Origin of the sequence: Herbidospora galbida, assembly GCF_005233835.1 — a bacterium.
GTDB lineage: Bacteria > Actinomycetota > Actinomycetes > Streptosporangiales > Streptosporangiaceae > Herbidospora > Herbidospora galbida.
On the sequence record NZ_SZQA01000008.1, the window covers coordinates 50,212 to 73,626 of the forward strand.

Sequence of the window (23,415 nt, forward strand, 5' to 3'; positions counted from 1 at the left end):
GGACACCCCCGATGTCACGCTTGCTCGGCCGCCTTGGTGGCGCGGCCGCCGCACATCCGTGGCGCACGCTCGCCGTCTGGCTGGTCGCGCTCGTCGCGGCGACCGGCCTGTCGACGGCCGCGGGCGGCACCACCCACGACGACTACGACGTGCCCGGCATTCCCTCGCAGGAGGGCACGGCCTTCCTGGAGGAGCACTTCCCCGCGATGGCCGGGGCCGGGTCCCGGGTCGTCGTCCACGGCGACGGCCGGGTGCCGTCCGACCTGCTGGCCACGCTGACCGACCGGCTCACGGCCATGCCCGACGTCTCCCGCGTCGCCCCGCCGCGCCTGTCGGCCGACGGCGACACGGCGCTGATCGAGGTCCGCTACTCGGTGCCGGTCACCGACTTCACCGGCTCCGAGGCCGTGGACGCCTTCACCGAGGCCGCCGCCCCAGCCGGGCAGGCCGGCTTCACGGTCGCGTTCGGCGGCGAGGTGCCGGAGAACGTCTCCGCGCCGAGCGGCACCGCCGAGGTGGTCGGGATCGTCGCCGCCCTGCTCATCCTGATCGCCGGGCTCGGCTCGCTGGTCGCGGCCGGGCTGCCGATCCTCGTCGCGCTGATGGGCCTGGGCGTCGGCACCGCGCTGGTCACGCTGCTGGCCGCGCTGACCGAGATCTCCACCATCGCCCCGACGATCGCCACGATGGTCGGCCTCGGGGTCGGCATCGACTACGCCCTGTTCCTGGTCAGCCGGCACGTCGAGGCGCTGCGGGCGGGCCTGTCGCCCCGGGAGGCGGCGGCCCACGCGACCGCGACCGCCGGGTCGTCGGTGCTGATGGCGGGCCTGACCGTGCTGGTCTCGCTGTTCGGGCTGAACCTGTCCACGCTGCCGGTCTACGCGTCGTTCGCGTACGCCACCTTCGCCACCGTCGGGGCGGTCATGATCGCCTCGATCACGCTGGTCCCGGCGATGCTGGGCCTGGCGGGCCGCCGGGTGCTGCCCCGCCGGGAGCGGCTCGGCCTGGTGAAGCCCGTGGTGCGGGCGCCGCGCACGGCCCGGTGGGCCGCGTGGGTGGGCGAGCGGCCGGTCCGGTCGGCGCTCGTGGCGGTCGTGGTGCTGCTGGCGCTGGCCGCGCCGACGCTGGGCATGCGCACCTGGCCGCAGGACGCCGGCACCCAGCCCGAGAGCAAGACCACCCGCGTCGCCTACGACCTCGTCGCCGCGGAGTTCGGCCCCGGCGCGAACGGCCCGATCGTGCTGGCCATGGACGCCTCGCTCGCCCCCGGCGTCGCCGCCCGGCTGGCGGCGGTGCCCGGCGTCACGGCGGTGGCCCCGCCGGTCACGCAGGGCCAGGCCGCCGTGATCACCGTCGAGCCCGCGACCGGGCCGCAGGACGAGCGGACCACCGAGCTCGTCCGGCACCTGCGGGCGACCCTCCCCGACGGGGTCATGGTGACCGGCGTGGTGGCGGTGTTCGGCGACATCTCCGACCGCCTGGCCGAACGGCTCTGGGTGGTGGTCGCGTTCGTGGTGGCGCTGTCGCTGCTGCTGCTGACCGTGCTGTTCCGGGCGCCGGTCGTCGCCCTCAAGGCCGCGGTGATGAACCTGCTGTCGGTCGGGGCGGCGTACGGGGTGATCACGGCGGTGTTCCAGACCGACGCCGGGGCCGCCCTGGTCGGCCTGCCGCACGGCGGCGCGGTGTCGAGCTGGGTGCCGATCCTGATGTTCACCGTGCTGTTCGGCCTGTCGATGGACTACGAGGTGTTCCTGCTGTCCCGGATCCGGGAGGACTACCTCGCCACCGGCGACGCCAAGGGCAGCGTGATCCGCGGCCTGTCCTCGACCGGCCGGGTGATCTCCAGCGCCGCCGCGATCATGGTGGCGGTGTTCGTCGGCTTCGCGCTCGACCCCGACGTGACCGTCAAGACGACCGGAGTGGGCATGGCGGCGGCCGTGCTGATCGACGCGACGCTCGTCCGGCTGGTGCTGGTCCCGGCCACGATGGCGCTGCTCGGGCGGGCCAACTGGTGGCTGCCGCGCTGGGTCGACCGGCTGCTGCCGGAGGTGCGCCACCACGACGCGGCCCTCATTGTCAGCCGGTCTAACGAATCAGTACTAATCAACAAATAATCGCATATGCACGTGCAGGTGGCGGCTCTTGGCATTTTCCCATGAATGCTGCACTGTTTGCCAAGGGCCACTGATGCGACAATGATGCACTGGTTAAGGAAATGCCCGACCTGTGACGTAACCCGTGTGGAGACAGTCGTGACCGCTGAACCGGCCCACCCCGGCGTGCTCTCGTACTCCCGTGGTGGCCCCACGGTGCTGCGCATCCTCCTCGGCGCCCAGCTCCGGCGGCTCCGCCGGGCCAAGGGCATCTCGCCCGAGGACGCCGGTCACGTCATCCGGGCCTCCCACGCGAAGATCAGCCGCCTGGAGCTCGGCCGGGTCAGCTTCAAGGAACGCGACGTCGCCGACCTGCTCACCCTCTACGGCGTGACCAGCGCCGTCGACCGCGACGCGATGATCACCCTGGCCCGGCAGGCCAACTCGCCCGGCTGGTGGCACAAGTACAGCGACCTGCTCCCCTCCTGGTTCGAGATGTACGTCGGCCTGGAGGAGGCCGCCTCGGTGATCCGGGCCTACGAGGTCCAGTTCGTCCACGGGCTCCTCCAGACCCCCGACTACGCCCGCGCGGTCATCCTGCTCGCCAACGCCGGCGCCCCCGAGGAGGAGATCGACCGCCGCGTCGCCCTCCGGATGACCCGCCAGGCCCGCCTGGAGGGCCCCGACGCGGTCAAGCTCTGGACGGTCATCGACGAGGCCGCCCTGCGCCGCCCGCTCGGCGGCCGCGACGTGATGCGCGCCCAGATCGACCACCTGCTGGAGATGAGCGAGCACCCGAACATCACGCTCCAGATCGTGCCGTTCGACCGGGGCGGCCACGCGGCGGCCGGCGGGCCCTTCACGATCCTGCGCTTCGACGAGCGCGAACTGCCCGACGTGGTCTACCTCGAACAGCTCACCAGCGCCCTCTACCTGGAGAAACTCGACGAGGTGGACCGTTACATGCAGGTCATGAACAGCCTGTGCGTGGAGGCCCACCAGGCCCGGCAGACACACGATCTCCTGACGGAGATTCGCACCTCTCTGTAATCTCCGATGCACGTGCAGATGACCTACTAGGGTGGCCCTCTGAACCAATGAGAGGGTGCGATGGGATACGTTCCGAATTCCGGTCAGCTGCGGCATGTCGTCTGGAAGAAGAGCAGTCACAGCAACCCGAACGGCAGCTGCGTGGAGTTCGCCCGCCTTCCCGACGGCACCACGGCCCTGCGCAACTCCCGCGACCCGGAGGGCCCCGCGCTGCTCTTCGGCGCCGAGGCGCTGACCGCGATGCTCACCGAGATCAAGTCGGGCCGCTTCGACCACCTGCTCGGTTAGGCGTTCTCGCGGCTGAACACGCGCGTCGCCAGGGGGAGCGCGACGGCGAGGAACAGCGCCACTCCCACCACCGCCTGCCCGACCCCTTCGGTCGACCCGGCGAAGAGTGACCGCAGGGCGTCCACGACGTGCCGGAACGGGGTGGCCTGCGAGGCGACGTCCAGCCAGGCGGGGGCGCCCTCCATGGGGAGCAGCGCCCCCGACAGCAGCAGCAGGGGCACCACCGCCGTGCCGGCGACCGGCGGGAACAGCTCGTCGCCGAGCGTGAGGGCCGCCACGTACGAGAGCGCCGCGAGCCCCAGCGCCATGACGATCACCAGTGCGAGCCCGGCGACCATGCCCGGGACCGACGCCCGCAGCCCGAAGGCGGCGGCGAGCGCGAGCAGGACGGCCGCCTGCACCAGCAGCAGCACGGCGTCCTTGAGCACCCGGCCGACCAGCAGCGCGAACCTGCTCGCCGGGGTCACCCGGAGCCGTTCGAGCACCCCGAAGCGGTGGTCGAACACGATGTTGAACCCGGTGAGCCCGCAAGTGAGCAGCGCGAGCTGCATGAGCAGGCCGGGGACGAGGACGTCCCAGGTGCCGACGCCCGACCCGGTGAACACCGGCCCGAAGAAGACGAGATAGAGCCCGGGCTGGACCACTCCGAAAACGATCACGAATCGGTTACGGAACGTTTCGCGCAGATAATGCGCCGCCACAACAAACGCAGTCATCCGATGACCTCCTTCTTGTCACCCCGAATGCGGGGACGTTTCCCAACGAAGATCGTTTGGGTTGAGCGCACCCATCCGATGAAGGCATCCGGAAAAATCCGGACACATACTTCCGCACAAACACGGTGCTCATTTCTCGGCCCGGTTCACGCCGCCGTCTCCTCCATCGGGCGGCCCGTCACCGTCAGGAAGACCTCGTCGAGGGTCTTCGCCGCGTGGTCCCGCTTCAGGTCGGCCGGGGACCCCGAGGCGACGATGCGGCCGCCGTCGATGATCAGCACGCGGTCACACAGGGCGTCGGCCTCGTCGAGGTAGTGGGTGCTGAGGAAGATCGTGGTCTTCAGGCCCCTGATGTACGTCCAGAGCTCGGCCCGCGCCCGGGGATCGAGCCCGTTGGTCGGTTCGTCGAGGAAGAGCACCTTGGGGGTGTGGATCAGCCCCAGCGCCAGGTCGGCCCGCCGGGCCTGGCCGCCCGACAGCGAGGCCGGGGTGCGTTGCTCGAAGCCGCCCAGGTCGAGCCGGTCGAGCACCTCCCCCGTCCGCCGCCGCGCCTCGCGGGCCGAGTGCCCGTAGAGCCGGGCCTGCAGCCGCAGTTCGTCCCCGATCCGGGAGAGCGGGGTGAACATGCCGCCCTGGGCGACGTAGCCGATGGATCCGCGCACCCCCGCCGGGTCGTCGACGAGGTCGTGGCCCGCCACGGTCGCGGCGCCGGACGTCGGCCTGAGGAGGGTGGTCAGCATCCGCAGCGTGGTCGTCTTCCCGGCCCCGTTCGGCCCGAGGAACCCGCAGATCTCTCCTTCGTAGACGTCGAGGTCGACGGCCCGCACGGCGGGCACGCCCTTGAAGGTCCTGGTCAGCGCTCTCGCGGTAATCACTTCGGTAGAGTAACCACAAATTTGGTGTCACTACAAGTTTGCTAGGATCCCCACCATGGAGACCCTGCGCGAGCGCAAGAAGCGGGAGACCAGGCTCAAGATCTCGGACATCGCGATGAGCCTCTTCCTGCACCACGGCTTCGACAACGTGACCGTCGCCGAGGTCGCCAGGGTCGCCGACGTCTCGGTGAACACGGTCTTCAACTACTTCAAAACCAAAGAGGACCTCTGCCTCGACCGCCTCGACGAGGCCGAGCAGCTCCTCGCCATCGTGGTCCGCGACCGGCGGCCGGGCGAGTCGGCCGTCGAGGCCATCCGCCGCGACGTCCTCGACGCCGTCGACACCCGCGACTGGCGCTACGGCACCTCCGAGGGCAGCGAACTCGTGGCCAAGATGATCAACGACGCGCCGTCGCTGGTCTCCCGCATCCGGGAACTCCACGAGCGGCGCGAACAGGTCCTCGCCGAGACCCTCGCCGACGAGGCGGGCACCGAGCCCGGCGACATCACGCCCCAGATCATCGCCGCCGGGGTCTGCGCGGTGGTCCGCATCACGGCCTCGTCCTACTTCGCCCGCCGCACCGCGGGCGAGACCCCGGAGACGATCCTGCCCGACCTCAGAAGAGAGGCGATCAGGGCCTTCGACCTGCTGGAACGCGCCGCCCCCGGCTTCGCCCGCGCTCCCCTCCCGCGCGACTGAGCGATCCCGCACTCACGCGATGACGTGCGACGACGCCGCACTCGGCTCCCCTGACCGAGTTCGGCCACACGCCGACCTGAGGCAGCGCCGACCGACCAGACCCGCCGCGCCCGGCCCGTGACGGACGGGCCCGGCGCGGCCGATGAACGCCTCACCCCTCCTCGTGACGGGCGGGCCGGGCGCGGCCGATGAACGCCTCACCCCTCCTCGTGACGGGCGCGCCGGGCGCGGCCGAGGAGCGCCGGTCGCCCGCCGGACCGGGGGCGGTGGGCGGGGCCGGCCGGGCGGAGCCGTAACGGAGAGAAAAGAGGATCCGCGCGTCCCGCTCACGGGGGACGTGGTTTCAGGCGGTATACAGATGGTCGTGAAGCTGGACGAGCTAGACCGGGCGATCATCGGGGCCCTCGTGGACGATGCCCGGGCGACATATGCGGAAATCGGCGGGCAGGTCGGCCTGTCGGCGCCGGCGGTCAAGCGGCGGGTCGATCGGCTGGTCCAGCAGGGGGCGATCACCGGGTTCACCGCCCGGGTCGAGCCCGCCGCCCTCGGGTGGACCACCGAGGCCTACGTCGAGCTGTTCTGCCGGGGCAAGACCTCTCCCGCCGAGATCGGGCTGGCCGTCTCCCGGCACCCCGAAGTGGTGTCGGCCTGCACCGTCACCGGCGAGGCGGACGCCCTGCTGCACATCCGCGCCACCGACGTCCGGCACGTCGAGCAGGTCATCGAGCGGATCGCCGCCGAGCCGTTCGTCACGAGGACCAAAAGTGCGATCGTGCTCACCCGGCTGATCACCTGAGCAACAAATCACCGCCTACCGCCCCAAGAACGCAAGAGACCGCGTTAAGGACGCAATGTCGCCGCATTGGAGCCCAGGTCGCCTGTTCCTAGTCTGAGAGCAGTTGCCCCAGCTCACCGCCGGAGACGTGCGTGAACACACCCGCTTACGAGATGACGACCACCACCCGCGAGCGGGTGGCCACGACGCGTCACTTCCTTATGTGCCGACCGGAATTCTTCGCCGTCACGTACGCGATCAACCCCTGGATGGATCCGGCCGCCGGCGCCAGCGCCGAGAAGGCGTTGGCGCAGTGGGAGGCCCTGAAGGCCGCATACGAGTCGCTGGGCCACCGGGTGAGCGTGATCGACCCCATCGACGGGCTGCCCGACATGGTGTTCGCCGCCAACGGCGCCCTCGTGGTCGACGCGCACGTCTACGGCGCGCGGTTCGCGCACGCCGAGCGGGCCGACGAGGGGCCCGCCTACGCCAAGTGGTTCGCCGAACTCGGCCTGCCGATCAAGGAGGCCGAGTTCACCAACGAGGGCGAGGGCGACTTCCTCACCCTCGACGAGGTGATCCTGGCCGGCACCGGCTTCCGGACCGACGTCGCCGCCCACATGGAGGCGCAGGAGTTCCTGGGCCGCCCGGTCGTCACCCTGCGGCTGGTCGACCCCCGGTTCTACCACCTCGACACGGCGCTGTTCCCGCTCGACGGGCGCAACGTCGCCTACTACCCGGGCGCCTTCTCCGAGGGCAGCCTGCGGGTGCTGCGGCGGATGTTCCCCGACGCGATCATCGCCTCGGAGGAGGACGCGCTCGTGCTGGGGCTGAACGCCGTCTCCGACGGCAAGAATGTGATCGTCAACGCCGAGGCCACCGGGCTCAGCGCGGAACTGTCGCGCCACGGTTACTCGGTCATCCCGGTCGACCTGTCGGAACTGCGCAAGGCCGGCGGCGGCCCCAAGTGCTGCACCCTGGAGATCCGCCTTTGAACACGCGAGACATGATCGAGCTGGCCGAGAGCCGGAGCGCGCACAACTACCACCCGCTGCCCGTGGTGATCGCCTCCGCCGAGGGCGCCTGGGTCACCGACGTCGAGGGCAGGCGTTACCTCGACTGCCTGGCCGGCTATTCGTCGCTGAACTTCGGCCACGGCAACCCCTTGATCCTGGCGGCCGCCCACGCCCAGCTCGACCGGGTCACCCTGACCAGCCGCGCCTTCTTCAACGACCGGTTCGGCGCGTTCGCCGCCGGGCTGGCGGAGCTGTGCGGCAAGGACATGATCCTGCCGATGAACACCGGCGCCGAGGCCGTCGAGACGGCGATCAAGGTCGCCCGCAAGTGGGGCCACGACGTGAAGGGCGTCACCGAGCCCAACATCGTCGTGATGGAGGACAACTTCCACGGCCGCACCACCACGATCGTCAGCTTCTCCACCGACCCCGACGCGCACGACGGCTTCGGCCCCTACACGCCCGGGTTCCGGATCGTGAAGTACGGCTCCGCCGACGCGATCGCCGACGCGATGGACGAGAACACCGTGGCCGTGCTCCTGGAGCCGATCCAGGGCGAGGCCGGGGTGCTGGTCCCGCCGGACGGCTACCTCCGCCAGGTCAGGGAGCTGTGCACCGAGCGCGGCGTGCTGATGATCGCCGACGAGATCCAGTCGGGCCTGGGCCGCACCGGCGACACCTTCGCCTGCGACCACGAGAACGTGGTCCCGGACATGTACGTCCTGGGCAAGGCGCTCGGCGGCGGAGTCGTCCCGGTGAGCGCGGTCGCGGCGAACGCCGACGTGCTGGGCGTGATCAAGCCCGGCCAGCACGGATCGACGTTCGGCGGCAACCCGCTGGCCTGCGCCGTCGGCGAGACCGTGGTCAACCTGCTGAAGACCGGCGAATACCAGGCCCGAGCCCGCGAGCTCGAATCGGTCCTGTTCGAGGGCCTGCGGGCGCTGCCGGGGGTCACCGCCGTACGCGGCCGTGGCCTGTGGGCGGGGGTCGACATCGATCCGTCGCTGGCCACCGGCCGGCAGGTGTGCGAGCGCCTGATGGCGCGTGGCGTGCTGGCCAAGGACACCCACGGCAGCACGATCAGGCTGGCCCCGCCCCTGGTGGTCGAGGCCCGCGAGATCGAGTGGGCGCTGGCGCAGCTGGAGGTAGTGCTCACCGGAAGCGAGCTGCGGACGGCCGAAGGCCGGCCGTAGCTCGCGCTGTGAATCTGCCCTAACGAATGGGAGTGAGCTCCACCCGGGCTACCTCTTTGAGTTTCGGTGGGTCGTCGAGGACGGTCGGCGTCTCCCACCGGACCACGTGCGTGCCGTCCTCCTGAGTGAGGGTGGCCAGCGCGTTGGGAAACCAGGGGCCGTCGGTGATGCGCCACCTCACCGGCGGCTTCGGTAGTTTCGCGGTCCGGGCGATCAGGCCGCCGAGCAGCGTGGCCACGCCGAACTGGGCGATCACGTTGGCCAGGCGCAGGGTGCGGCTGAGCGGGTTGCGGATCGGCGAGCAGACCAGCTGGTAGATCGGCAGGCCCTTGACCCGGGCGACGTAGGAGTAGTGCACGTCGCCCGACAGCAGCATGACTGTGGTGCCCGAGGCGGCCAGCATCTTCAGCAGCCGGTCGAAGGAGCGCCGGAAGGCCGCCCAGTGTTCCAGGTCGACGGCCTGGCGGGCCTTCTCCATCCACCGGGCCACCGTCTTGCCCCAGGCCCCGTCGGCCAGCGCCTCGTTCCAGGCCTCGATGTAGTGGATGCCGGCCGGGAGCAGGATCGGCACCGACGAGCCGACCAGCACCCGCGCGGGCGGGTCGGCCAGCACCTCCTCCAGCCAGGCCCACTCGGTCGCGTCGAGCATCGACCGCTCCCGGGGCTCCAGATGGCGGGCGCACCGCGAGTCGAGCATGATCAGCCGGGTGTCGCCGAAGTCGCGCGCGTAGCTCCACCGGCTGGTCGACGGGTCGGCGTCGGCCTGCTGGGCGAACGCGTCGAGCACCGCGGCTCCGTCGCCCTCGCCCGCGCGGAGCTTCGTGTAGACCTCGTCGGCGGCCCGTTCGGCCGGTGACAGGTTGCCCAGGTGCTGGTAGACCCAGTAGGCCCCCAGCCCAGCCACGACCCGGCGCGGCCACCACGGGACCCGGGCCATCTGGGCCCGCCAGTCCTTGCTGGTGTTCCAATCGTCGCGCAGGTCGTGGTCGTCGAAGATCATGGTCGTCGGTACGGTCGAGAGCAGCCACCGGATCTCCGGGTCGTTCCACGCCTGGCGGTAGAGCTCGGCGTACTCCTCGAAGTCGGCGATCTCGCCGATGGGCTCCTGGTCGCCCCGGCGGGATTTTATGTAGTCGAGCATCTCCTTGGACGGCTCGTCGGCGTACACCTGGTCGCCGAGCATGATGAGCAGGTCGGGGAGCTCGTCGTGGACGGTCAGGGCGTGCCCAAAGGCGAAGAGGGTGTCCACGCCGTGGGTGATGGTGTGGGCCGTGTCATGGGGGACGCTGGTCCGGCACGATCCGAACACGACCTTGTTCAGCCGGTCGACGGGGCGGATGACGCTGGGGTCCATCGTCTCCAGCGGCCACACCGCCTCGTCGCCGAGGTGGATCTGGTAGGGGACGGGTTCGCTCACGGGGACGTCCACGATCGCGTAGTGGTGTCCGTGCACCGTGAAGGTGCGCTCTGTCGACTGTTCGGCGCCCGCAGTGACGGTGACCGTGCAAGGGTCGCTGGTCTCCACCCAGATGGACGCGGTCGACGCGTCGACGTGGCGGAGGAGGGGGCCGATCACTAGTTGTGCCACTCTCCTAGTGATACCGCTTATTTCAGGATGGATGCCACCAGGGCCTCGTCGATGGGCGTGGGGGCGACCCCGAAGGTCTTCTCGAAGTCGCTGGAATCCAGCAGGAACGGGGCCTCGAACTGGTAGAGGGTCTCCCGCAACTCCCGCATCTTCGGCGAGCCCCAGCCCATGGCGTGGAAGGCCATCCTGGGCACCCGCACGATGCGCGGTCTCCGGGCGCCGGCCAGCGCGGCCGACCGTTCGGCGACCTCGCGGAAGGTCATCGCCTTCGAGGTCGGCACGTGCCAGGGCCGCCCCCAGGCCCGTTCGTCGGCGCCGGCGATCAGCAGGGCGCGGGCGACGTCGGGCAGGTAGGTCCAGGCGTGCGGGACGTCGGGGTCGCTCAGCACGACCACGGGCCGGTTCTCGGCGGCGGGGCGGATGACCTGCGTGGTCAGGTAGGCCTCCCCGGTCGAGCCGGGGCCGAAGAAGTCGGAGCCGCGGATCTCGGTGGTCCGGATCCCGGCGGCCAGCGCCCGCTCCCACATCTCGGCCCGGACCCGGCCCTTGACGTGGGTGGCGGCCAGCGGGAGGTCCTCGGTCATCGGGCCGGAGACGGGGCCGTAGGCGTACAGGTTCCCGAGCATCACCAGCACGGCGCCGGTCTCCTGAGCGGCGCGCAGCATCGCGGCGTGCATCGGCGGCCAGTCGAGGGGCCAGCGGTGGTAGGGCGGGTTGACGCAGTTGTAGATCACGTCGGCCCCTGCGCAGGCCCGGAGCAGCGCGTCGGCGTCCGCCGCGCTGGCGGCGATCTTCTCGGCCCCCGGGGCGCCCGACCCCGAACGGGAGACCTGGACGACCTGGTGTCCTTCGGCCAGCAGGAGTTCGGCGAGCTGCCCGCCGACCTGGCCGGCCCCGATGACGACGTGCCTCATCTCTCGGCCTCCTTCTTGATCGCGTCGAGGAAACGTTCGTGTCCGGCGCGGAGCTTGGCGGCCGGGTAGAGCAGCCCGGCCAGCGGCCCGGCGAGCGATTCGGAGATGGTCATGCGGGTGCGCCCGCCGGGCAGCGGCTCGACGAGGTTGCGGTCGACCGCCCGGTAGAGCCCGAGCACCACCCCGCTCCAGGTCAGCTCGCGGCCCTCGGTGACGACGGCGAAGCGGGAGCTGATCTTCACGCCGCCCAGCCGCCACCGGTACCGCTCGCCCGGGGCGATCTCGCCCAGTTCGAGCACCTTGTGCTCGGGCCACCAGCGCTCCCAGCCCCGCAGGTCGGACAGCAGCGCCCAGACCTCGGCGGGTGAGGCGTCGATCTCGATCGACGAGGTGTTCCGCACCGGCGCACGGTCGTCGATGCGGCCTTTCATCGCGTATTCGGTGTGCAGATCCTTCATGTGAGCAATGCTCTCTCTTTAGAGCAGCGCTCGTCAAGAGCACTGCTCTCTTTTCTGTACGCCGCTCTGTTAAGCTGCGGAAATGAGCGCAGCGAGGACCGCGCGGGAGCGCGTGAGGGCCGAGATGGTCCGCGAGATCACCGACATCGCCCGCACCCACCTGGCCCGCGACGGCGCGGCCGGGCTGTCGCTGCGCGCGGTCGCCCGCGAGATGGGCATGGCCTCGTCGGCGATCCACCGCTATTTCCCGACCAAGGACGACCTGCTCACGGCCCTGATCATCGACGGCTACAACGCCATCGGCGACGCGGCCGAGGCGTCCCAGCAGGGCCAGGACCCCACCGGCCGCTGGCTGGCCCTCTGCCACGCCGTCCGCGACTTCGCGCTCGAACGCCCCCACGAGTACGCCCTGCTCTACGGCTCCCCCGTGCCGGGCTACCAGGCCCCCGCCGACACCATCGCCCCCGCCATGCGCACGACCCTCGTCTACGGCCGGATCATCAGCGACGCGCGGCCCGTCTCCCCGGTCGCCGTGCCCCCGCCGGCCGTGCTCGGGCCGGACGTCGAGGCGCTCCGGAGCGTCATGCCCGGCGTCTCCGACGAGGTCGTCACCCCGGCGCTCACCGCCTGGACGGCCCTGTTCGGCGCCGTCAGCTTCGAACTGTTCGGCCAGTTCGGCGACACGATCACGCACCGCCGCGAGATCTTCGACCACGGAATGCGGTCGCTCGCGAGATACCTCGGTTTGTAACACCCCGTTCACGATCAGTGACAAAACCGGTGCGATAGTGGACAGCAGGCTCCACGAAAAAACGGCGACATGCCCGTAAAACGGGACATCGCCGTGATCCAACATCACGACAATGGTGGACATCACCCGTCAATGGCGATGGGTGATCAATCCGAGAGGCACCACCACTATGACCGTCACGGACATCCCGACAGCGCCGTCGGCCCCGCTGGCCTCCGCCCAGCACCGCCTCGCCGAGGCCGCCCGCTTTCTCGCCCTCGACGAGGGCCTCCATCAGTTGCTCGCCACCCCGCGCCGGTCGATGACCGTCTCGGTCCCGGTCCGCCGCGAAGACGGCCGGATCGACGTGATCGAGGGCTACCGGGTCCAGCACAACCTGTCGCGCGGCCCGGCGAAGGGCGGCGTCCGGTTTCATCCCGCCACCGACCTCGACGAGGTCACCGCTTTGGCCATGGGCCTGACCTGGAAGTGCGCCCTGGCCGGGCTGCCCTACGGCGGCGCGAAGGGCGGCGTGGCCGTCGACCCGGCCGGGCTGACCGAGCGCGAGTTCGACCGGCTGACCCGCCGCTACACCCACGAGATCCAGCCGCTGGTGGGCCGCGACATCCCGCTCACCTCGGCGCGGCCCGACCTGGCCGAGGCCGTGGCGCTCGGCGTACGGGTGCTGCTCGGCCCCGGCGAGGGCCGGACGGTCGCCGTCCACGGCTCCGGCGCGGTCGCGGCGCAGGTGACCGCCAAGCTGGCCGAGGCCCGGTTCGAGGTCGTCGGCGGCGGCCTGGGCACCGACGCCGACGTGCTCGTGCTCACGACCGGCCCGATCACCGCCCACGAGGCCGCCGAGATCCGGGCCCCGATGGTCGTCGAGGCCGCCAACGGCCCGATCACCCCGGCCGGCGACCAGATCCTGGCCGGGCGGGGGTGCGTGGTGGTGCCCGACCTGCTCGGCAACGCCGGCGGCGCGATCGCCTCCCACAGCGAGTGGACGATCGGCGATCTCGACTCCCGGCTGCGCGAGCACCTGCGGCCCGCCTACCGGCAGGTCGAAGCCCTGTCACGGGAGACGGGCCTGACCCTGCGTCAGGCCGCCCTGGTGATCGCCGTCGGCAGGGTGGCGGACGCGTGCCGGTCGAGAGGCGGCTACGCGTAGACCTCGTCGAGGATCCGCTCGCACAGGCGGTGCGTCTCCAGCGCGTCGCCCGCGTCGAGCAGCCTGCCCTCGCCGACCGCTTCGAGGAAGGCGAGGCAGGCGCCGCGGAAGCCGCGCTGCGTCCCGACGGGAACCCAGTCGGGACGCCGCCTGCGCACCTCGCCGGCCTCGGTGAAGGCGATCTCCTCGCCGAGGTCGAGCACCTTGCGCTTCTCGCCCCGCCCGATGACCTCGCAGGTCTCCTCGGTCTGGCCGCTCACCCGCGACATGATCCCGAGGGCGGTGAACCCGTCGCCGGACAGTTCGAGCACGAGGTGCTCCAGCAGGTCGCCGGTCTTCCGGAACCGCACCGAGGTCGCGGTGACCTCTCCGGGGGCCAGGAACCTGAGCGTGTCGGCGACGTGGATGAAGTCGTCGAGCACCATCGTGCGCGGATCTTCGGGCCCGGTGTGCCGGTTCTTCTGGAGGATGACCAGGTCGCGGGGCAGGTCGCGGAGGGCGGCGACGCCGGGGGCGTAGCGGCGGTTGAAGCCGACCATGAGGGGGACCCCGCGCTCCCGCGCGAGCTCCACGAGCCGCTCCGACTCCTCCAGCCGGTAGGCGAGCGGCTTGTCGACGAAGACCGGCACCCCCGCCTCCAGCAGTTCGGTCACGATCGCCGGGTGGGCCCCGGTGGCGGCGTGCACGAACGCCGCGTCGGCTCCCCCGTCGACGACCTCGGCCACCGACGTGTGCCGCCGGGTCACCCGGTAGGCGTCCCCCAGCTCGCGCAGCGTCTCCGGGTTCCGGGTGCAGAACACGAGCTCGGCCCCGTCGATGGCGCTGAGCACCGGCAGGTACGCCTTCCGGGCGATGTCGCCCAGACCGATCATCGCGATCTTCATGGCCCGAAGGTTACCCGCCGGAAACGAGCGGGCCACATGGGGGCAATGTGGCAAGTGTTCACTTACCGCCATGAGCTCCCACGCCGTGGTGATCATTGGGGGCGGGCTGGAAGGCCTGTCGATCGCCGCCGCGCTGACCGCCCGAGGACAGCGCGACGTGCTGGTCCTGGAGCGCCGGACCACCGGCTCCGGCGGCACCGCCAAGTCGAGCGGGCTGGTCCGCTGCCACTACGACTGCCCCACCCTGACCGCGATGGCCTGGGAGGGCACCCGCTTCTTCGAGAGCCACCCCGGCCTGGGCTTCCGGCAGACCGGCCACGTGGTCGGCGTCGGCGAGGAGTCGGCCGCCACGCTGCGCGCCAACGTCGCCCGCCGCCAGGACCTCGGCATCGACGTCGCGATGGTCACCCACGACGACGTCGCCGCCCTGTGGCCCGGCCTGGAGACCAAGGACTTCGCCGCCTTCGCCTTCGAACCGCGCGGCGGCCACGGCGACCCGATCGCGACCTGCCGCCACTTCGCCGTGGCGGCCCAGCGCGGCGGCGCCCGCATCCTCGAACACACCAGAGTCGCCGCCCTCCTGGGCGACTCCTCCTCGATCTCGGGTGTACGCCTCGCCGACGGCCGGGTGGTCGGCGCGCGCGCCGTGATCGTCGCGGCCGGCGCCTGGACCGCCGACCTGGTCGCGCCCCTCGGCGTTCACCTGCCCATCGGCGCGATGCGCGAGCCCATCGTGATCGCCGCCCCCGGCGCCCCGGTCGGCCCGGTGCCCGCCTTCACCGACCTGGTCGGCATGCAGTACGTCCGCCACGAGAACAGCGGCCGCCTGCTCATCGGCTCCCACACGGGCGCCGAGCTCACCACCGCCGACGGCTACCTGAACAAGGCCACCGACGTGGAGCTCGAACGCGCGGCGGCCAGATTCACCACGCGCTTCCCCGCCTTCCCCGACGTCGTCTTCCCGCAGTCGTACGCCGCCTGCTACGACATCACCCCCGACCTGGCCCCGCTCGTCGGCCCGGCGGGCCCCGAAGGGCTGTACGTCGCGGCCGGCTTCAGCGGCCACGGCTTCGCCATCTCCCCGGCGGTCGGCCGGATCTGCGCCGAGATGGTCCTCGGCCTGGAGGCTCCCCCGGCCGGCCTGGCCCCGGACCGCTTCCCGGCGTGACGCTCGCCCTTCGATCCGGGACGTCTGAGCCGTGACGGCGCGGCGGTGGCGCGGCCGGGTGGCGCCGGATGCGGTGCGGAGCCCCGGCGGCGGTCGGGGCCGGGGTGGGCGGAGCCGTGACGGGAGAAGGAAAAAGCGCGGGGTCGCCTGACCCCGCGCCTTCTCACCTGCTCATCGGGCGGCGCGGTTGACCGCCGAGATGATCGCCTTGAGCGAGGCGGTCGTGGTGTTGGCGTCGATGCCCACGCCCCACAGGACCCGGCCGTCGATCTCGGTCTCCACGTAGGAGGCCGCCTTGGCGTCGGCGCCGCCGCTCATGGCGTGCTCGGTGTAGTCGAGGACCCGCACGTCGATCCCCAGCGAGCCCAGCGCGTCGCAGAACGCCGAGATGGGGCCGTTGCCGGTGCCGTGGATCTCGCGGATCTGGCCCTCGACCCGGACGTCGGCGCTGATGGCGTCCTTGTCGTCGACGGCAGAGGTGGTGCGGTGGGCCAGCAGGCCGACGCGGCCCCACGGGTTGGCGGGGTTGGGCAGGTATTCGTCGGTGAACGCCTCCCACATCTGGGCCGGGGTCACCTCGCCGCCCTGGGCGTCGGTGCGGGCCTGAACGGCCCGGGAGAACTCGATCTGCAGCCTGCGGGGCAGGTCGAGCTGGTGGTCGGCCTTCATGATGTAGGCCACGCCGCCCTTGCCCGACTGGCTGTTGACCCGGATGACGGCCTCGTAGGTCCGGCCGATGTCCTTCGGGTCGATCGGCAGGTAGGGCACCGCCCAGGCGAACTCGTCGACCGGCACGCCCGCCGCGGCGGCGTCGCGCTCCAGGTGCTCGAAGCCCTTCTTGATCGCGTCTTGGTGGGAGCCGGAGAACGCGGTGTAGACCAGCTCGCCGCCCCACGGGTGACGCGGGTGGACGGGCAGCTGGTTGCAGTATTCGACGACCCGGCGTACCTCGTCGATGTCGGAGATGTCGACCTCGGGGTCGATGCCCTGCGAGAACAGGTTCATCCCCAGGGTCACCAGGCAGACGTTGCCGGTGCGCTCGCCGTTGCCGAACAGGCAGCCCTCGATGCGGTCGGCCCCGGCCATGTAGCCGAGCTCGGCGGCGGCGACGGCGGTGCCCCGGTCGTTGTGGGGGTGCAGCGACAGCACGATCGAGTCGCGGTAGCGCAGGTTGCGGTGCATCCACTCGATCGAGTCGGCGTAGACGTTGGGCGTGGCCATCTCGACCGTCGCGGGCAGGTTGATGATCACCTTGCGGTCGGGGGTCGGCTGCCAGACGTCGTTGACGGCGTCGCAGACCTCGACGGCGTACTCGAGCTCGGTGCCCGTGTAGGACTCCGGCGAGTACTCGAAGTAGATCTCGGTCTCGCCCGCCATGTCGTCGGCCAGCTTCTTGCACAGCTTGGCGCCCTCGACCGCGATGGCGGTGATGCCCTCCTTGTCCAGCCCGAAGACGACCCGGCGCTGCAGGGTGGAGGTGGAGTTGTAGAGGTGCACGATGGCCTGCTTGGCCCCGCGCAGCGACTCGTAGGTGCGCTCGATCAGCTCGGGCCGCGCCTGCGTCAGCACCTGGATGACGACGTCGTCGGGGATGCGGCCCTCTTCGATGATCTTGCGGACGAAGTCGTAGTCGGTCTGGGACGCGGCCGGGAACCCGACCTCGATCTCCTTGTAGCCCATCTGCACCAGCAGCTCGAACATCTTCAGCTTGCGGGTGGAGTCCATCGGGTCGATCAGGGCCTGGTTGCCGTCGCGCAGGTCGACCGCGCACCAGCGGGGGGCCTGGTCGATCACCTTCGACGGCCAGGTGCGGTCGTTCAGGGCGACGGGGGTGAAGGGCTGATAGCGCCGGAAGGGCATGGGGCTGGGCTGTTGCCGGGGGTACATTTCGAGGGCTCCTCGTTGGTGGTCACATCACAGGACGTGGCCGACGCGCATGACTCGCACCGCGACGAGGGAGCCGGCCTGTTACAGGCCCTCGACGCGGCGGCTAAGGAGGAGCAGCCCGCGCAGCATAGGTCCGAGGCTACCAGAGCCCCCGGAGTGGCCTCCCCGGGAGGACCAATAGAGTGGGGATCATGCAGGACAACGAGATTCTCGGCCGCATCGGCGATCTGATCGACGAGGAGCACGCGCTCCGCGCCCGCATCTCCGCCGGCGAGGCCACCAGCGAGGAACGCGGCCGCATCAAGAACCTGGAAGAGTCTCTCGACCAGTGCTGGGACCTGCTCCGCCAGCGGCGGGCCCGGCGCGGCGTCGGCGAGAACCCCGACGGCGCGGTCGCCCGCCCGGTCTCCGAGGTCGAAGGCTACCAGCAGTAAATTCGGTCGCTTTCCGGCGGCGGCGGGGGTGGACTGACCCTCATGGACATCGTCCCCCTCGACTTCGCGGCCGAGCCCGGCAGGGCGGCCGACTACCACGCGCTCGCCGCCGGCTCGATGGCGCCCGGACCCCGGATGCCCGCCCACCTGTTCCGGCTGGTGGCCGAGCGCGGCTGGCGGGCCATGCCCGCCGAGACGTGGCTCGCGGTCGACGACGGCCGGGTGATCGGCGGCGTGACCGTCCACCTGCCCGACCGCGACAACACCCACCTGGCGCTGATCCGGTTCCTCCAGGTGGACCCCGGCCACCGGCGCCGCGGTGTGGGCGGCGCCCTGCTGTCCCAGGTCGCCGAACGGGCCCGCGCCCACGGCCGGGCGATGGTGCTCGTCGAGGTCGCCGAGGGCGGTTCCGGCGCGGCCTTCGTCCGGGCCAAGGGCATGCGCGCGGTCGCCTCCCAGGCCCGGCGGGTGCTCGATCTGACCGGTTTCGCCGTGCCGGAGCGGGAGGTCCCCGGCTACCGGCTGGAGTTCCTCCGCGGCCGGACCCCCGATCCGCTGATCGGAGACATGAGCACCCTCCTGGAGATCATGAACGACGCGCCGCTCGACGACCTGTCGGTCGACGAGGAGCGCTGGACCGCCGATGACGTCACGGCGCTGGAAGACGCGTGGACCCTGACCCACCAGGACGTCTTCACCGTGATCGCCCGCGCCGGTGACGGCTCGCCCGCCGCCTTCACCCGCCTGTTCGCCGACACCCTGGAGGCGGACGGCTGGGCCCGGCAGACCGACACCGCCGTGCGGCGCGAACATCGGGGCCGCGGCCTCGGCCGGTGGGTCAAGGAGGCCAACACGGCCTGGCTGAGGCGGGCCCGCCCCGACCTCACCCGGGTGATCACCTGGAACGCCGTCTCGAACGCCCCCATGGTCGCGATCAACGAGCGGCTGGGCTACCGACTGCTCGACGTGTGGCACGAATGGGAACTCCACGTATGAGAACCACCGGTGCGATGAGCATCGTCCCCCTCGACTTCGACGCCTCCCCCGACCTGGCCGCCGGCTACCACGCGGTCGCCGGTCACCTGCACGCGCCCGGCCCGCCGCTGTCACCCCACCTGTTCCGGCTGTGGGTGGAGCGCGGCTGGCGCTCGGTCCCCTCGGAGACCCATCTGGCGGTGGCCGACGGCGAGGTGATCGGCGGCGTGACCCTCCACCTCTTCGACCGCGACCGCCTCGGCGACGCGCTGATCCGCGTGCTCGAAGTGGCCCCCGGGCACCGGGGCCGGGGCGTCGGCTCGGCGCTGCTCGGCGTCGCCCGCGAGCGCGCCCGCGCCCTGGGCCGGTCGAAGCTGATCGTCGAGGCGAAGGGCGAGGGGTTCCCGGCCCGCCACGGCTTCCGGAGCGTCTACACCGAGGCCCGGCGGGTGCTGCACCGATCAGCCGGGTCCGAGCCGCCGCCCGGCCCGCCCGGCTACGCCTTCGAGACCACCGTCGGCCCCACCCCGCCCGACCGGCTGGCCGAGATGGTGACCCTGCTCGACACCATGAACGACGCCCCGACCGACGACCACGAGGTCGCCGCCGAACGCTGGAACCCCGACCTGGTCCGCGTCTACGAGGACACCTGGGACCTGGCCCGCCAGACCGTCTACACCACGGTGGCCCGCGCCGCCGACGGCGAGGCGGCGGCGTTCACCCGGATCTTCGTCGACGCGGCCGACCCGGAGGGCTGGGCCCGGCAGACCGACACGGCGGTGCTCAAGAGTCACCGCGGCCGGAACCTGGGATACCACGTCAAGCTGCGCAACACCGCCCGGATGTTCGCGGCCGAACCCGCCGTCGACCGCGTGATCACCTGGAACGCGGTCACGAACGCCCACATGATCGCCATCAACGAACGCCTCGGCTACGAGTTGCTGGATGTGTGGCGGATCTGGGAACTCCGCACCTGACACAAAAAAAGGGGGACCCGTCGGGCCGGCCCGGACTGTGCCACCAAGTCCGGGAGAGGCCCGACGGGTCCTGACTTAGACGCTACCCTTCTTCTGGCCGTTGAGCTGCGCCGTTACTGAGAACTGTCAAGAACGGTCAGACGGCGAGCAGTTTACGGGCCTCCTCTCCCTGGAGGTCGGCGGCCGTCCCGGCGTGGACGACATGACCTCCGTCGAGGATCAGGTAGCGATCGGCCAGGCGCATGGCCAGGTCGAGATACTGCTCCACGAGGAGGACGGCGATGCCCGAGGCGTGCAGCGTCTCGATCGCCTCCTCGATCTCGATGATGATCGACGGCTGGATGCCCTCGGTCGGTTCGTCGAGGATCAGGAGCTTCGGCTTGGTCACCAGGGCCCGCGCGATGGCGAGCTGCTGCTGCTGGCCGCCCGACAGGAAGCCGGCCCGGCGCTTCAGCAGCGGTTTGAGGCGGGGGAACACGTCGAGCGCCTCGTCGAGCGCCGACTGGGGGTTCCCCGACGCCTCCAGCGTCACCAGCAGGTTGCCGAGGACGCTGAGCTGGGGGAAGGTCTCGTGGCCCTGGGGGACGTACCCCATGCCGAGTTTGACCCTCTCGTGGGGCTTCATCTTGGTGACGTCGTGGCCCTCGAAGGTCACCGTCCCGCCGGTCGCCGGGATGACGCCCATGATCGTGTTAAGCAGGGTCGTCTTGCCGACGCCGTTGCGGCCCATGACGCAGACGAGCTGCCCCGGTTCGACGGCCAGCCCGACGCCGAAGAGCACCCGGGCGCGGCCGTATCCGGCCTCCAAATCGTCAACTGACAACATCGTGTGCTGCCTCCTCGCGCGCGCGACCCAGATAGACCTCTTGTACCCGCGGATCGGCCCGCACTTCGTCCACCGAGCCCTCTATCAGGAGTTTTCCCTCATGAAGGACGGTGACGGTGGAGGCGTACCGCCGGAGGAAGTCCATGTCGTGCTCGATCACGATGACCGTGTGGTCCTTGGCGATCTCGGTCAGCAGCTCGCCGGTCCGGGCCCGCTCGTCGGCCGACATGCCCGCGACGGGCTCGTCGAGGAGCAGCAGGCGGGGGCCCTGGGCGATCAGCATGCCGATCTCCAGCCACTGCCGCTGCCCGTGCGAGAGCACCCCGGCCTTGCGCCCGGCCAGGTCGGTGAGCTGGGTGGTCTCCAGCGCCTGGGCGACCTTCTCGGTCACGCCCTTGCGCCGGGCCAGCAGCGAGACCAGCGGCCGGCGGAACGAGGCCGCCAGGTCGAGGTTCTCCAGGACGGTCAGCTCCTCGAAGACCACCGAGGTCTGGAAGGTGCGGCCGATCCCGAGCCGCACCCGCTGGTGCTCCCGCTTGCCGTTGATGACCGACCCGTCGAAGCTCACCGTGCCGGTGGTCGGCTTGGTCAGGCCGGTGATGATGTCGATCAGGGTGGTCTTTCCCGCGCCGTTCGGGCCGATCAGGAAGCGGAGTTCGCCGTGGTCGACGGTGAAGTTCACCCCGTCGAGCGCCCGGAACCCGTCGAAGACGACAGAGACGTCGCGGACCTCCAGCAGGGCCGTCATGCCGCCACGTCCTTCCTGCGGAGGAACCCGATGATCCCCTTCGGCGCCAGGCCGATGACCAGGATGAACAGCGCGCCCTGGAGGTAGAGCCACGCGTCGGGCAGTTCCTCGCTGAAATAGGTCTTCGCGTAGCCCATCAGGACCGCGCCGAGCACGGCCCCGGCGAGCGCGAACCGCCCGCCGACGGCCACCGCGACCACCAGTTCCAGTGACGGTACGACCCCCAGCAGCGCCGGCGAGATGATCCCGACGACCGGCACGAACAGCGCGCCCGCGATGCCCGCCATGACCGCCGAGAGGGTGAAGGTGATCGTCTTCACGGTGGCCGGGTTGTAGCCGAGGAACCGCACCCGGTCCTCGCCGTCGCGCACCGCCAGGAGGAGCCGCCCGAACCTCGACCGCTGGAGCTGCCAGGCCGCGATGAACAGGATCCCGAGCACGATCGCGACGGTGAAGTAGAGCCCGCGCTGGGTCGAGTCGGCGGCGACGTCCTGGCCGAAGAACTCGAAGAAGTTGGTCAGGCCGTTGGTGCCGCCGGTCAGGCCCTGCTGGCCGACGAGGAGGATCACCATGGCGGCCGCGAGGGCCTGGGTGAGGATCGCGAAGTAGGCGCCCCGCACCCGTTGCCGGAACACGAGCGTGCCGAGCAGCCAGGCGACCGCTCCCGGTACGACCACCACCATGGCGATGGCGAAGACGGGGTTGCGGAACGGCTCCCACAGGGCGGGCAGCGTCTCGACGCCGCTCCAGACCATGAAGTCGGGCAGGCCGTCGCCGGCGTCGTTGAGCTTGAGGTGCATGCCCATCGCGTAGCCGCCGAGGCCGAAGAACACCCCCTGCCCGAGGGTCAGCATGCCGCCCTGGCCCCAGGCCAGGCCGATGCCGAGGGCGACGATCGCATAGGTGAGGTACTTGGCCAGCAGCCCCAGCCGGAACGGCTCCAGGACCAGCGGCATGACCACGAGCCCGATGACCGCGACGAGCGCGAAGAGGGCGGGCCCGCGCCAGTCGCGCGGTTCCTTGACGGGGGCCTCGGTGACGGGGGGCTTCTCGAGTGTGGCTGTCATGTCAGCGCCCTTGAACGGAGGACGAACAGGCCCTGCGGCCGGAACTGGAGGAAGGCGATGATCACCGCGAACACGATCACCTTGGCCAGGCTGGCGTTGGTCCAGAACTCCGCGTACGAGTTCAGCAGCCCCAGCGCGAGCGCCGCGATGACCGCGCCGCGCAGCTGCCCGAGGCCGCCCGCGACGACCACGAGGAACGCGTCGACGATGTAGTAGGTCCCGAGCGTCGGCCCCACCGGGCCGATCAGGGTCAGCGCGACCCCGGCGATCCCGGCCAGCCCCGACCCGATGAAGAAGGTCCGCTGGTCGACGCGCCCGGTGTTGATCCCGCTGGTCGCGGCGAGCTGCCGGTTCTGCATCACGGCCTGCATCCGGCGTCCCTGCGCGCTCCGGTTCATGTAGACCCAGATCGCCACGACCGAACCCACGGCCAGCAGCAGGATGAACAGCCGGTTGTACGGCATCGGCCCGAGCGAGCCCTGCAGCCACGTGGGCGACAGCACCTGCACGTTCGGCGCGCCGAACAGGTCTCGGGCCACCTGCTGGAGGACGAGCGAGACGCCCCAGGTCAGCAGCAGCGTGTCGAGCGGACGGCCGTAGAAGTGCCGGATCGCGGTCCGTTCGAGGATCAGCCCCATCAGCCCGGCCACCAGGAACGCGACCGGCAGCGCCACCAGCACCGCGTTCCGGTCGGCGAAGTCCTGCAGCAGGTAGGCCGTGTACGCCCCGGCCATGATGAACTCGCCGTGGGCCATGTTGATCACGCCCATCTGCCCGAACGTGAACGTCAGCCCGAGCGCGATGAGCAGCAGGACCGCCCCGATCGACAGTCCGATCGGCAGCTGGTTGAGGATTCCCTCCACCCTGCCCCCTTTCTGGGAAGTA

The 23,415-nt window shown here is 70.9% G+C and carries 24 protein-coding genes; 13 read left to right on the forward strand and 11 right to left on the reverse strand.

What is annotated here, in order from left to right; all coding sequences use genetic code 11:
• Positions 1 to 11 precede the first annotated feature (11 nt).
• The 3 genes from FDA94_RS10875 (at position 12) to FDA94_RS10885 (ending at position 3,431) form a co-directional block, all read left to right on the forward strand.
• Positions 12 to 2,114, forward strand: coding sequence for an MMPL family transporter (locus FDA94_RS10875; RefSeq protein ID WP_137246938.1), 2,103 nt, complete (start codon positions 12 to 14; stop codon positions 2,112 to 2,114).
• Between the two features lie 138 nt (positions 2,115 to 2,252).
• On the forward strand, positions 2,253 to 3,143 hold the full coding sequence (locus tag FDA94_RS10880) for a helix-turn-helix domain-containing protein (protein ID WP_246059738.1): 891 nt from the start codon (positions 2,253 to 2,255) through the stop codon (positions 3,141 to 3,143).
• Positions 3,144 to 3,203: 60 nt separating this feature from the next.
• Complete coding sequence (locus FDA94_RS10885) at positions 3,204 to 3,431, forward strand: DUF397 domain-containing protein (protein ID WP_137246939.1); 228 nt, start codon at positions 3,204 to 3,206, stop codon at positions 3,429 to 3,431.
• Here the strand turns inward: FDA94_RS10885 and FDA94_RS10890 are convergent.
• Positions 3,428 to 4,147, reverse strand: coding sequence for an ABC transporter permease (locus FDA94_RS10890; RefSeq protein WP_137246940.1), 720 nt, complete (start codon positions 4,145 to 4,147; stop codon positions 3,428 to 3,430). The genes FDA94_RS10885 and FDA94_RS10890 overlap by 4 nt on opposite strands.
• Positions 4,148 to 4,293: 146 nt before the next feature.
• On the reverse strand, positions 4,294 to 5,022 hold the full coding sequence (locus FDA94_RS10895) for an ABC transporter ATP-binding protein (protein ID WP_137246941.1): 729 nt from the start codon (positions 5,020 to 5,022) through the stop codon (positions 4,294 to 4,296).
• Positions 5,023 to 5,077: 55 nt separating this feature from the next.
• Here FDA94_RS10895 and FDA94_RS10900 point away from each other — a divergent pair, with 55 nt between their 5' ends.
• The 4 genes from FDA94_RS10900 to rocD all read left to right on the forward strand — a co-directional run bounded on the left by FDA94_RS10900 (position 5,078) and on the right by rocD (position 8,706).
• On the forward strand, positions 5,078 to 5,722 hold the full coding sequence (locus FDA94_RS10900; protein WP_137246942.1) for a TetR/AcrR family transcriptional regulator: 645 nt from the start codon (positions 5,078 to 5,080) through the stop codon (positions 5,720 to 5,722).
• Positions 5,723 to 6,086: 364 nt separating this feature from the next.
• On the forward strand, positions 6,087 to 6,518 hold the full coding sequence (locus FDA94_RS10905) for an Lrp/AsnC family transcriptional regulator (protein WP_062340174.1): 432 nt from the start codon (positions 6,087 to 6,089) through the stop codon (positions 6,516 to 6,518).
• A 152-nt stretch (positions 6,519 to 6,670) separates the two neighbouring features.
• Entirely contained in the window at positions 6,671 to 7,492 is an 822-nt protein-coding gene (gene ddaH / locus FDA94_RS10910; RefSeq protein ID WP_137247056.1) for a dimethylargininase, read from the forward strand.
• 11 nt (positions 7,493 to 7,503) lie between these two features.
• Complete coding sequence (gene rocD / locus FDA94_RS10915) at positions 7,504 to 8,706, forward strand: ornithine--oxo-acid transaminase (RefSeq protein WP_137247057.1); 1,203 nt, start codon at positions 7,504 to 7,506, stop codon at positions 8,704 to 8,706.
• A 19-nt stretch (positions 8,707 to 8,725) separates the two neighbouring features.
• Here rocD and FDA94_RS10920 read toward each other — a convergent pair whose 3' ends face one another.
• The 3 genes from FDA94_RS10920 to FDA94_RS10930 are packed head-to-tail and all read right to left on the reverse strand — an operon-like array spanning position 8,726 to position 11,666.
• Complete coding sequence (locus FDA94_RS10920; RefSeq protein ID WP_137246943.1) at positions 8,726 to 10,294, reverse strand: alkaline phosphatase D family protein; 1,569 nt, start codon at positions 10,292 to 10,294, stop codon at positions 8,726 to 8,728.
• 17 nt (positions 10,295 to 10,311) lie between these two features.
• Positions 10,312 to 11,208: an NAD-dependent epimerase/dehydratase family protein gene (locus FDA94_RS10925; RefSeq protein WP_137246944.1), complete on the reverse strand. Its 897-nt coding sequence runs from the start codon at positions 11,206 to 11,208 to the stop codon at positions 10,312 to 10,314.
• Positions 11,205 to 11,666 (reverse strand): SRPBCC family protein, encoded by a 462-nt coding sequence (locus FDA94_RS10930; RefSeq protein ID WP_137246945.1) that lies wholly within the window; start codon positions 11,664 to 11,666, stop codon positions 11,205 to 11,207. The genes FDA94_RS10925 and FDA94_RS10930 overlap by 4 nt, the downstream gene beginning before the upstream one ends.
• A gap of 82 nt (positions 11,667 to 11,748) precedes the next feature.
• Here FDA94_RS10930 and FDA94_RS10935 point away from each other — a divergent pair, with 82 nt between their 5' ends.
• Positions 11,749 to 12,417: a TetR/AcrR family transcriptional regulator gene (locus tag FDA94_RS10935; protein WP_137246946.1), complete on the forward strand. Its 669-nt coding sequence runs from the start codon at positions 11,749 to 11,751 to the stop codon at positions 12,415 to 12,417.
• A 169-nt stretch (positions 12,418 to 12,586) separates the two neighbouring features.
• Entirely contained in the window at positions 12,587 to 13,564 is a 978-nt protein-coding gene (locus tag FDA94_RS10940; RefSeq protein WP_137246947.1) for a Glu/Leu/Phe/Val family dehydrogenase, read from the forward strand.
• Here the strand turns inward: FDA94_RS10940 and FDA94_RS10945 are convergent.
• Positions 13,555 to 14,448 (reverse strand): Gfo/Idh/MocA family protein, encoded by an 894-nt coding sequence (locus FDA94_RS10945; protein WP_137246948.1) that lies wholly within the window; start codon positions 14,446 to 14,448, stop codon positions 13,555 to 13,557. The genes FDA94_RS10940 and FDA94_RS10945 overlap by 10 nt on opposite strands.
• A 70-nt stretch (positions 14,449 to 14,518) precedes the next feature.
• Here FDA94_RS10945 and FDA94_RS10950 point away from each other — a divergent pair, with 70 nt between their 5' ends.
• Positions 14,519 to 15,616 carry an NAD(P)/FAD-dependent oxidoreductase gene (locus tag FDA94_RS10950; RefSeq protein ID WP_170990882.1) on the forward strand — a complete coding sequence of 366 codons (1,098 nt, stop codon included), beginning with the start codon at positions 14,519 to 14,521 and terminating at the stop codon, positions 15,614 to 15,616.
• Between the two features lie 171 nt (positions 15,617 to 15,787).
• Here the strand turns inward: FDA94_RS10950 and leuA are convergent, their stop codons facing one another.
• Positions 15,788 to 17,503 carry a 2-isopropylmalate synthase gene (gene leuA, locus FDA94_RS10955; RefSeq protein WP_137246950.1) on the reverse strand — a complete coding sequence of 572 codons (1,716 nt, stop codon included), beginning with the start codon at positions 17,501 to 17,503 and terminating at the stop codon, positions 15,788 to 15,790.
• 191 nt (positions 17,504 to 17,694) lie between these two features.
• Here leuA and FDA94_RS10960 point away from each other — a divergent pair, with 191 nt between their 5' ends.
• From FDA94_RS10960 to FDA94_RS10970, 3 genes are read left to right on the forward strand one after another with little or no spacing between them, the layout of a single operon-like run.
• The gene (locus FDA94_RS10960; protein WP_137246951.1) at positions 17,695 to 17,937 is read left to right on the forward strand and encodes a DUF2630 family protein; all 243 of its coding nucleotides are present in this window, start codon (positions 17,695 to 17,697) and stop codon (positions 17,935 to 17,937) included.
• A gap of 42 nt (positions 17,938 to 17,979) precedes the next feature.
• On the forward strand, positions 17,980 to 18,933 hold the full coding sequence (locus FDA94_RS10965) for a GNAT family N-acetyltransferase (RefSeq protein ID WP_137246952.1): 954 nt from the start codon (positions 17,980 to 17,982) through the stop codon (positions 18,931 to 18,933).
• Between the two features lie 14 nt (positions 18,934 to 18,947).
• The gene (locus FDA94_RS10970) at positions 18,948 to 19,889 is read left to right on the forward strand and encodes a GNAT family N-acetyltransferase (protein ID WP_170990883.1); all 942 of its coding nucleotides are present in this window, start codon (positions 18,948 to 18,950) and stop codon (positions 19,887 to 19,889) included.
• A 136-nt stretch (positions 19,890 to 20,025) separates the two neighbouring features.
• On the opposite strand, the gene urtE is transcribed toward FDA94_RS10970, so the two are convergent.
• Genes urtE through urtB form a run of 4 tightly spaced genes read right to left on the reverse strand, consistent with a single transcriptional unit; the run spans position 20,026 to position 23,393 of the window.
• On the reverse strand, positions 20,026 to 20,715 hold the full coding sequence (urtE, locus tag FDA94_RS10975) for an urea ABC transporter ATP-binding subunit UrtE (protein ID WP_062442403.1): 690 nt from the start codon (positions 20,713 to 20,715) through the stop codon (positions 20,026 to 20,028).
• On the reverse strand, positions 20,702 to 21,463 hold the full coding sequence (gene urtD, locus FDA94_RS10980; protein WP_137246954.1) for an urea ABC transporter ATP-binding protein UrtD: 762 nt from the start codon (positions 21,461 to 21,463) through the stop codon (positions 20,702 to 20,704). Before urtD ends, urtE begins: the two co-directional genes overlap by 14 nt.
• Complete coding sequence (gene urtC / locus FDA94_RS10985) at positions 21,460 to 22,530, reverse strand: urea ABC transporter permease subunit UrtC (protein ID WP_137246955.1); 1,071 nt, start codon at positions 22,528 to 22,530, stop codon at positions 21,460 to 21,462. Before urtC ends, urtD begins: the two co-directional genes overlap by 4 nt.
• Positions 22,527 to 23,393, reverse strand: a complete 867-nt coding sequence (urtB, locus tag FDA94_RS10990) for an urea ABC transporter permease subunit UrtB (RefSeq protein WP_137246956.1) — start codon at positions 23,391 to 23,393, stop codon at positions 22,527 to 22,529. Before urtB ends, urtC begins: the two co-directional genes overlap by 4 nt.
• Between the last annotated feature and the right edge of the window lie 22 nt (positions 23,394 to 23,415).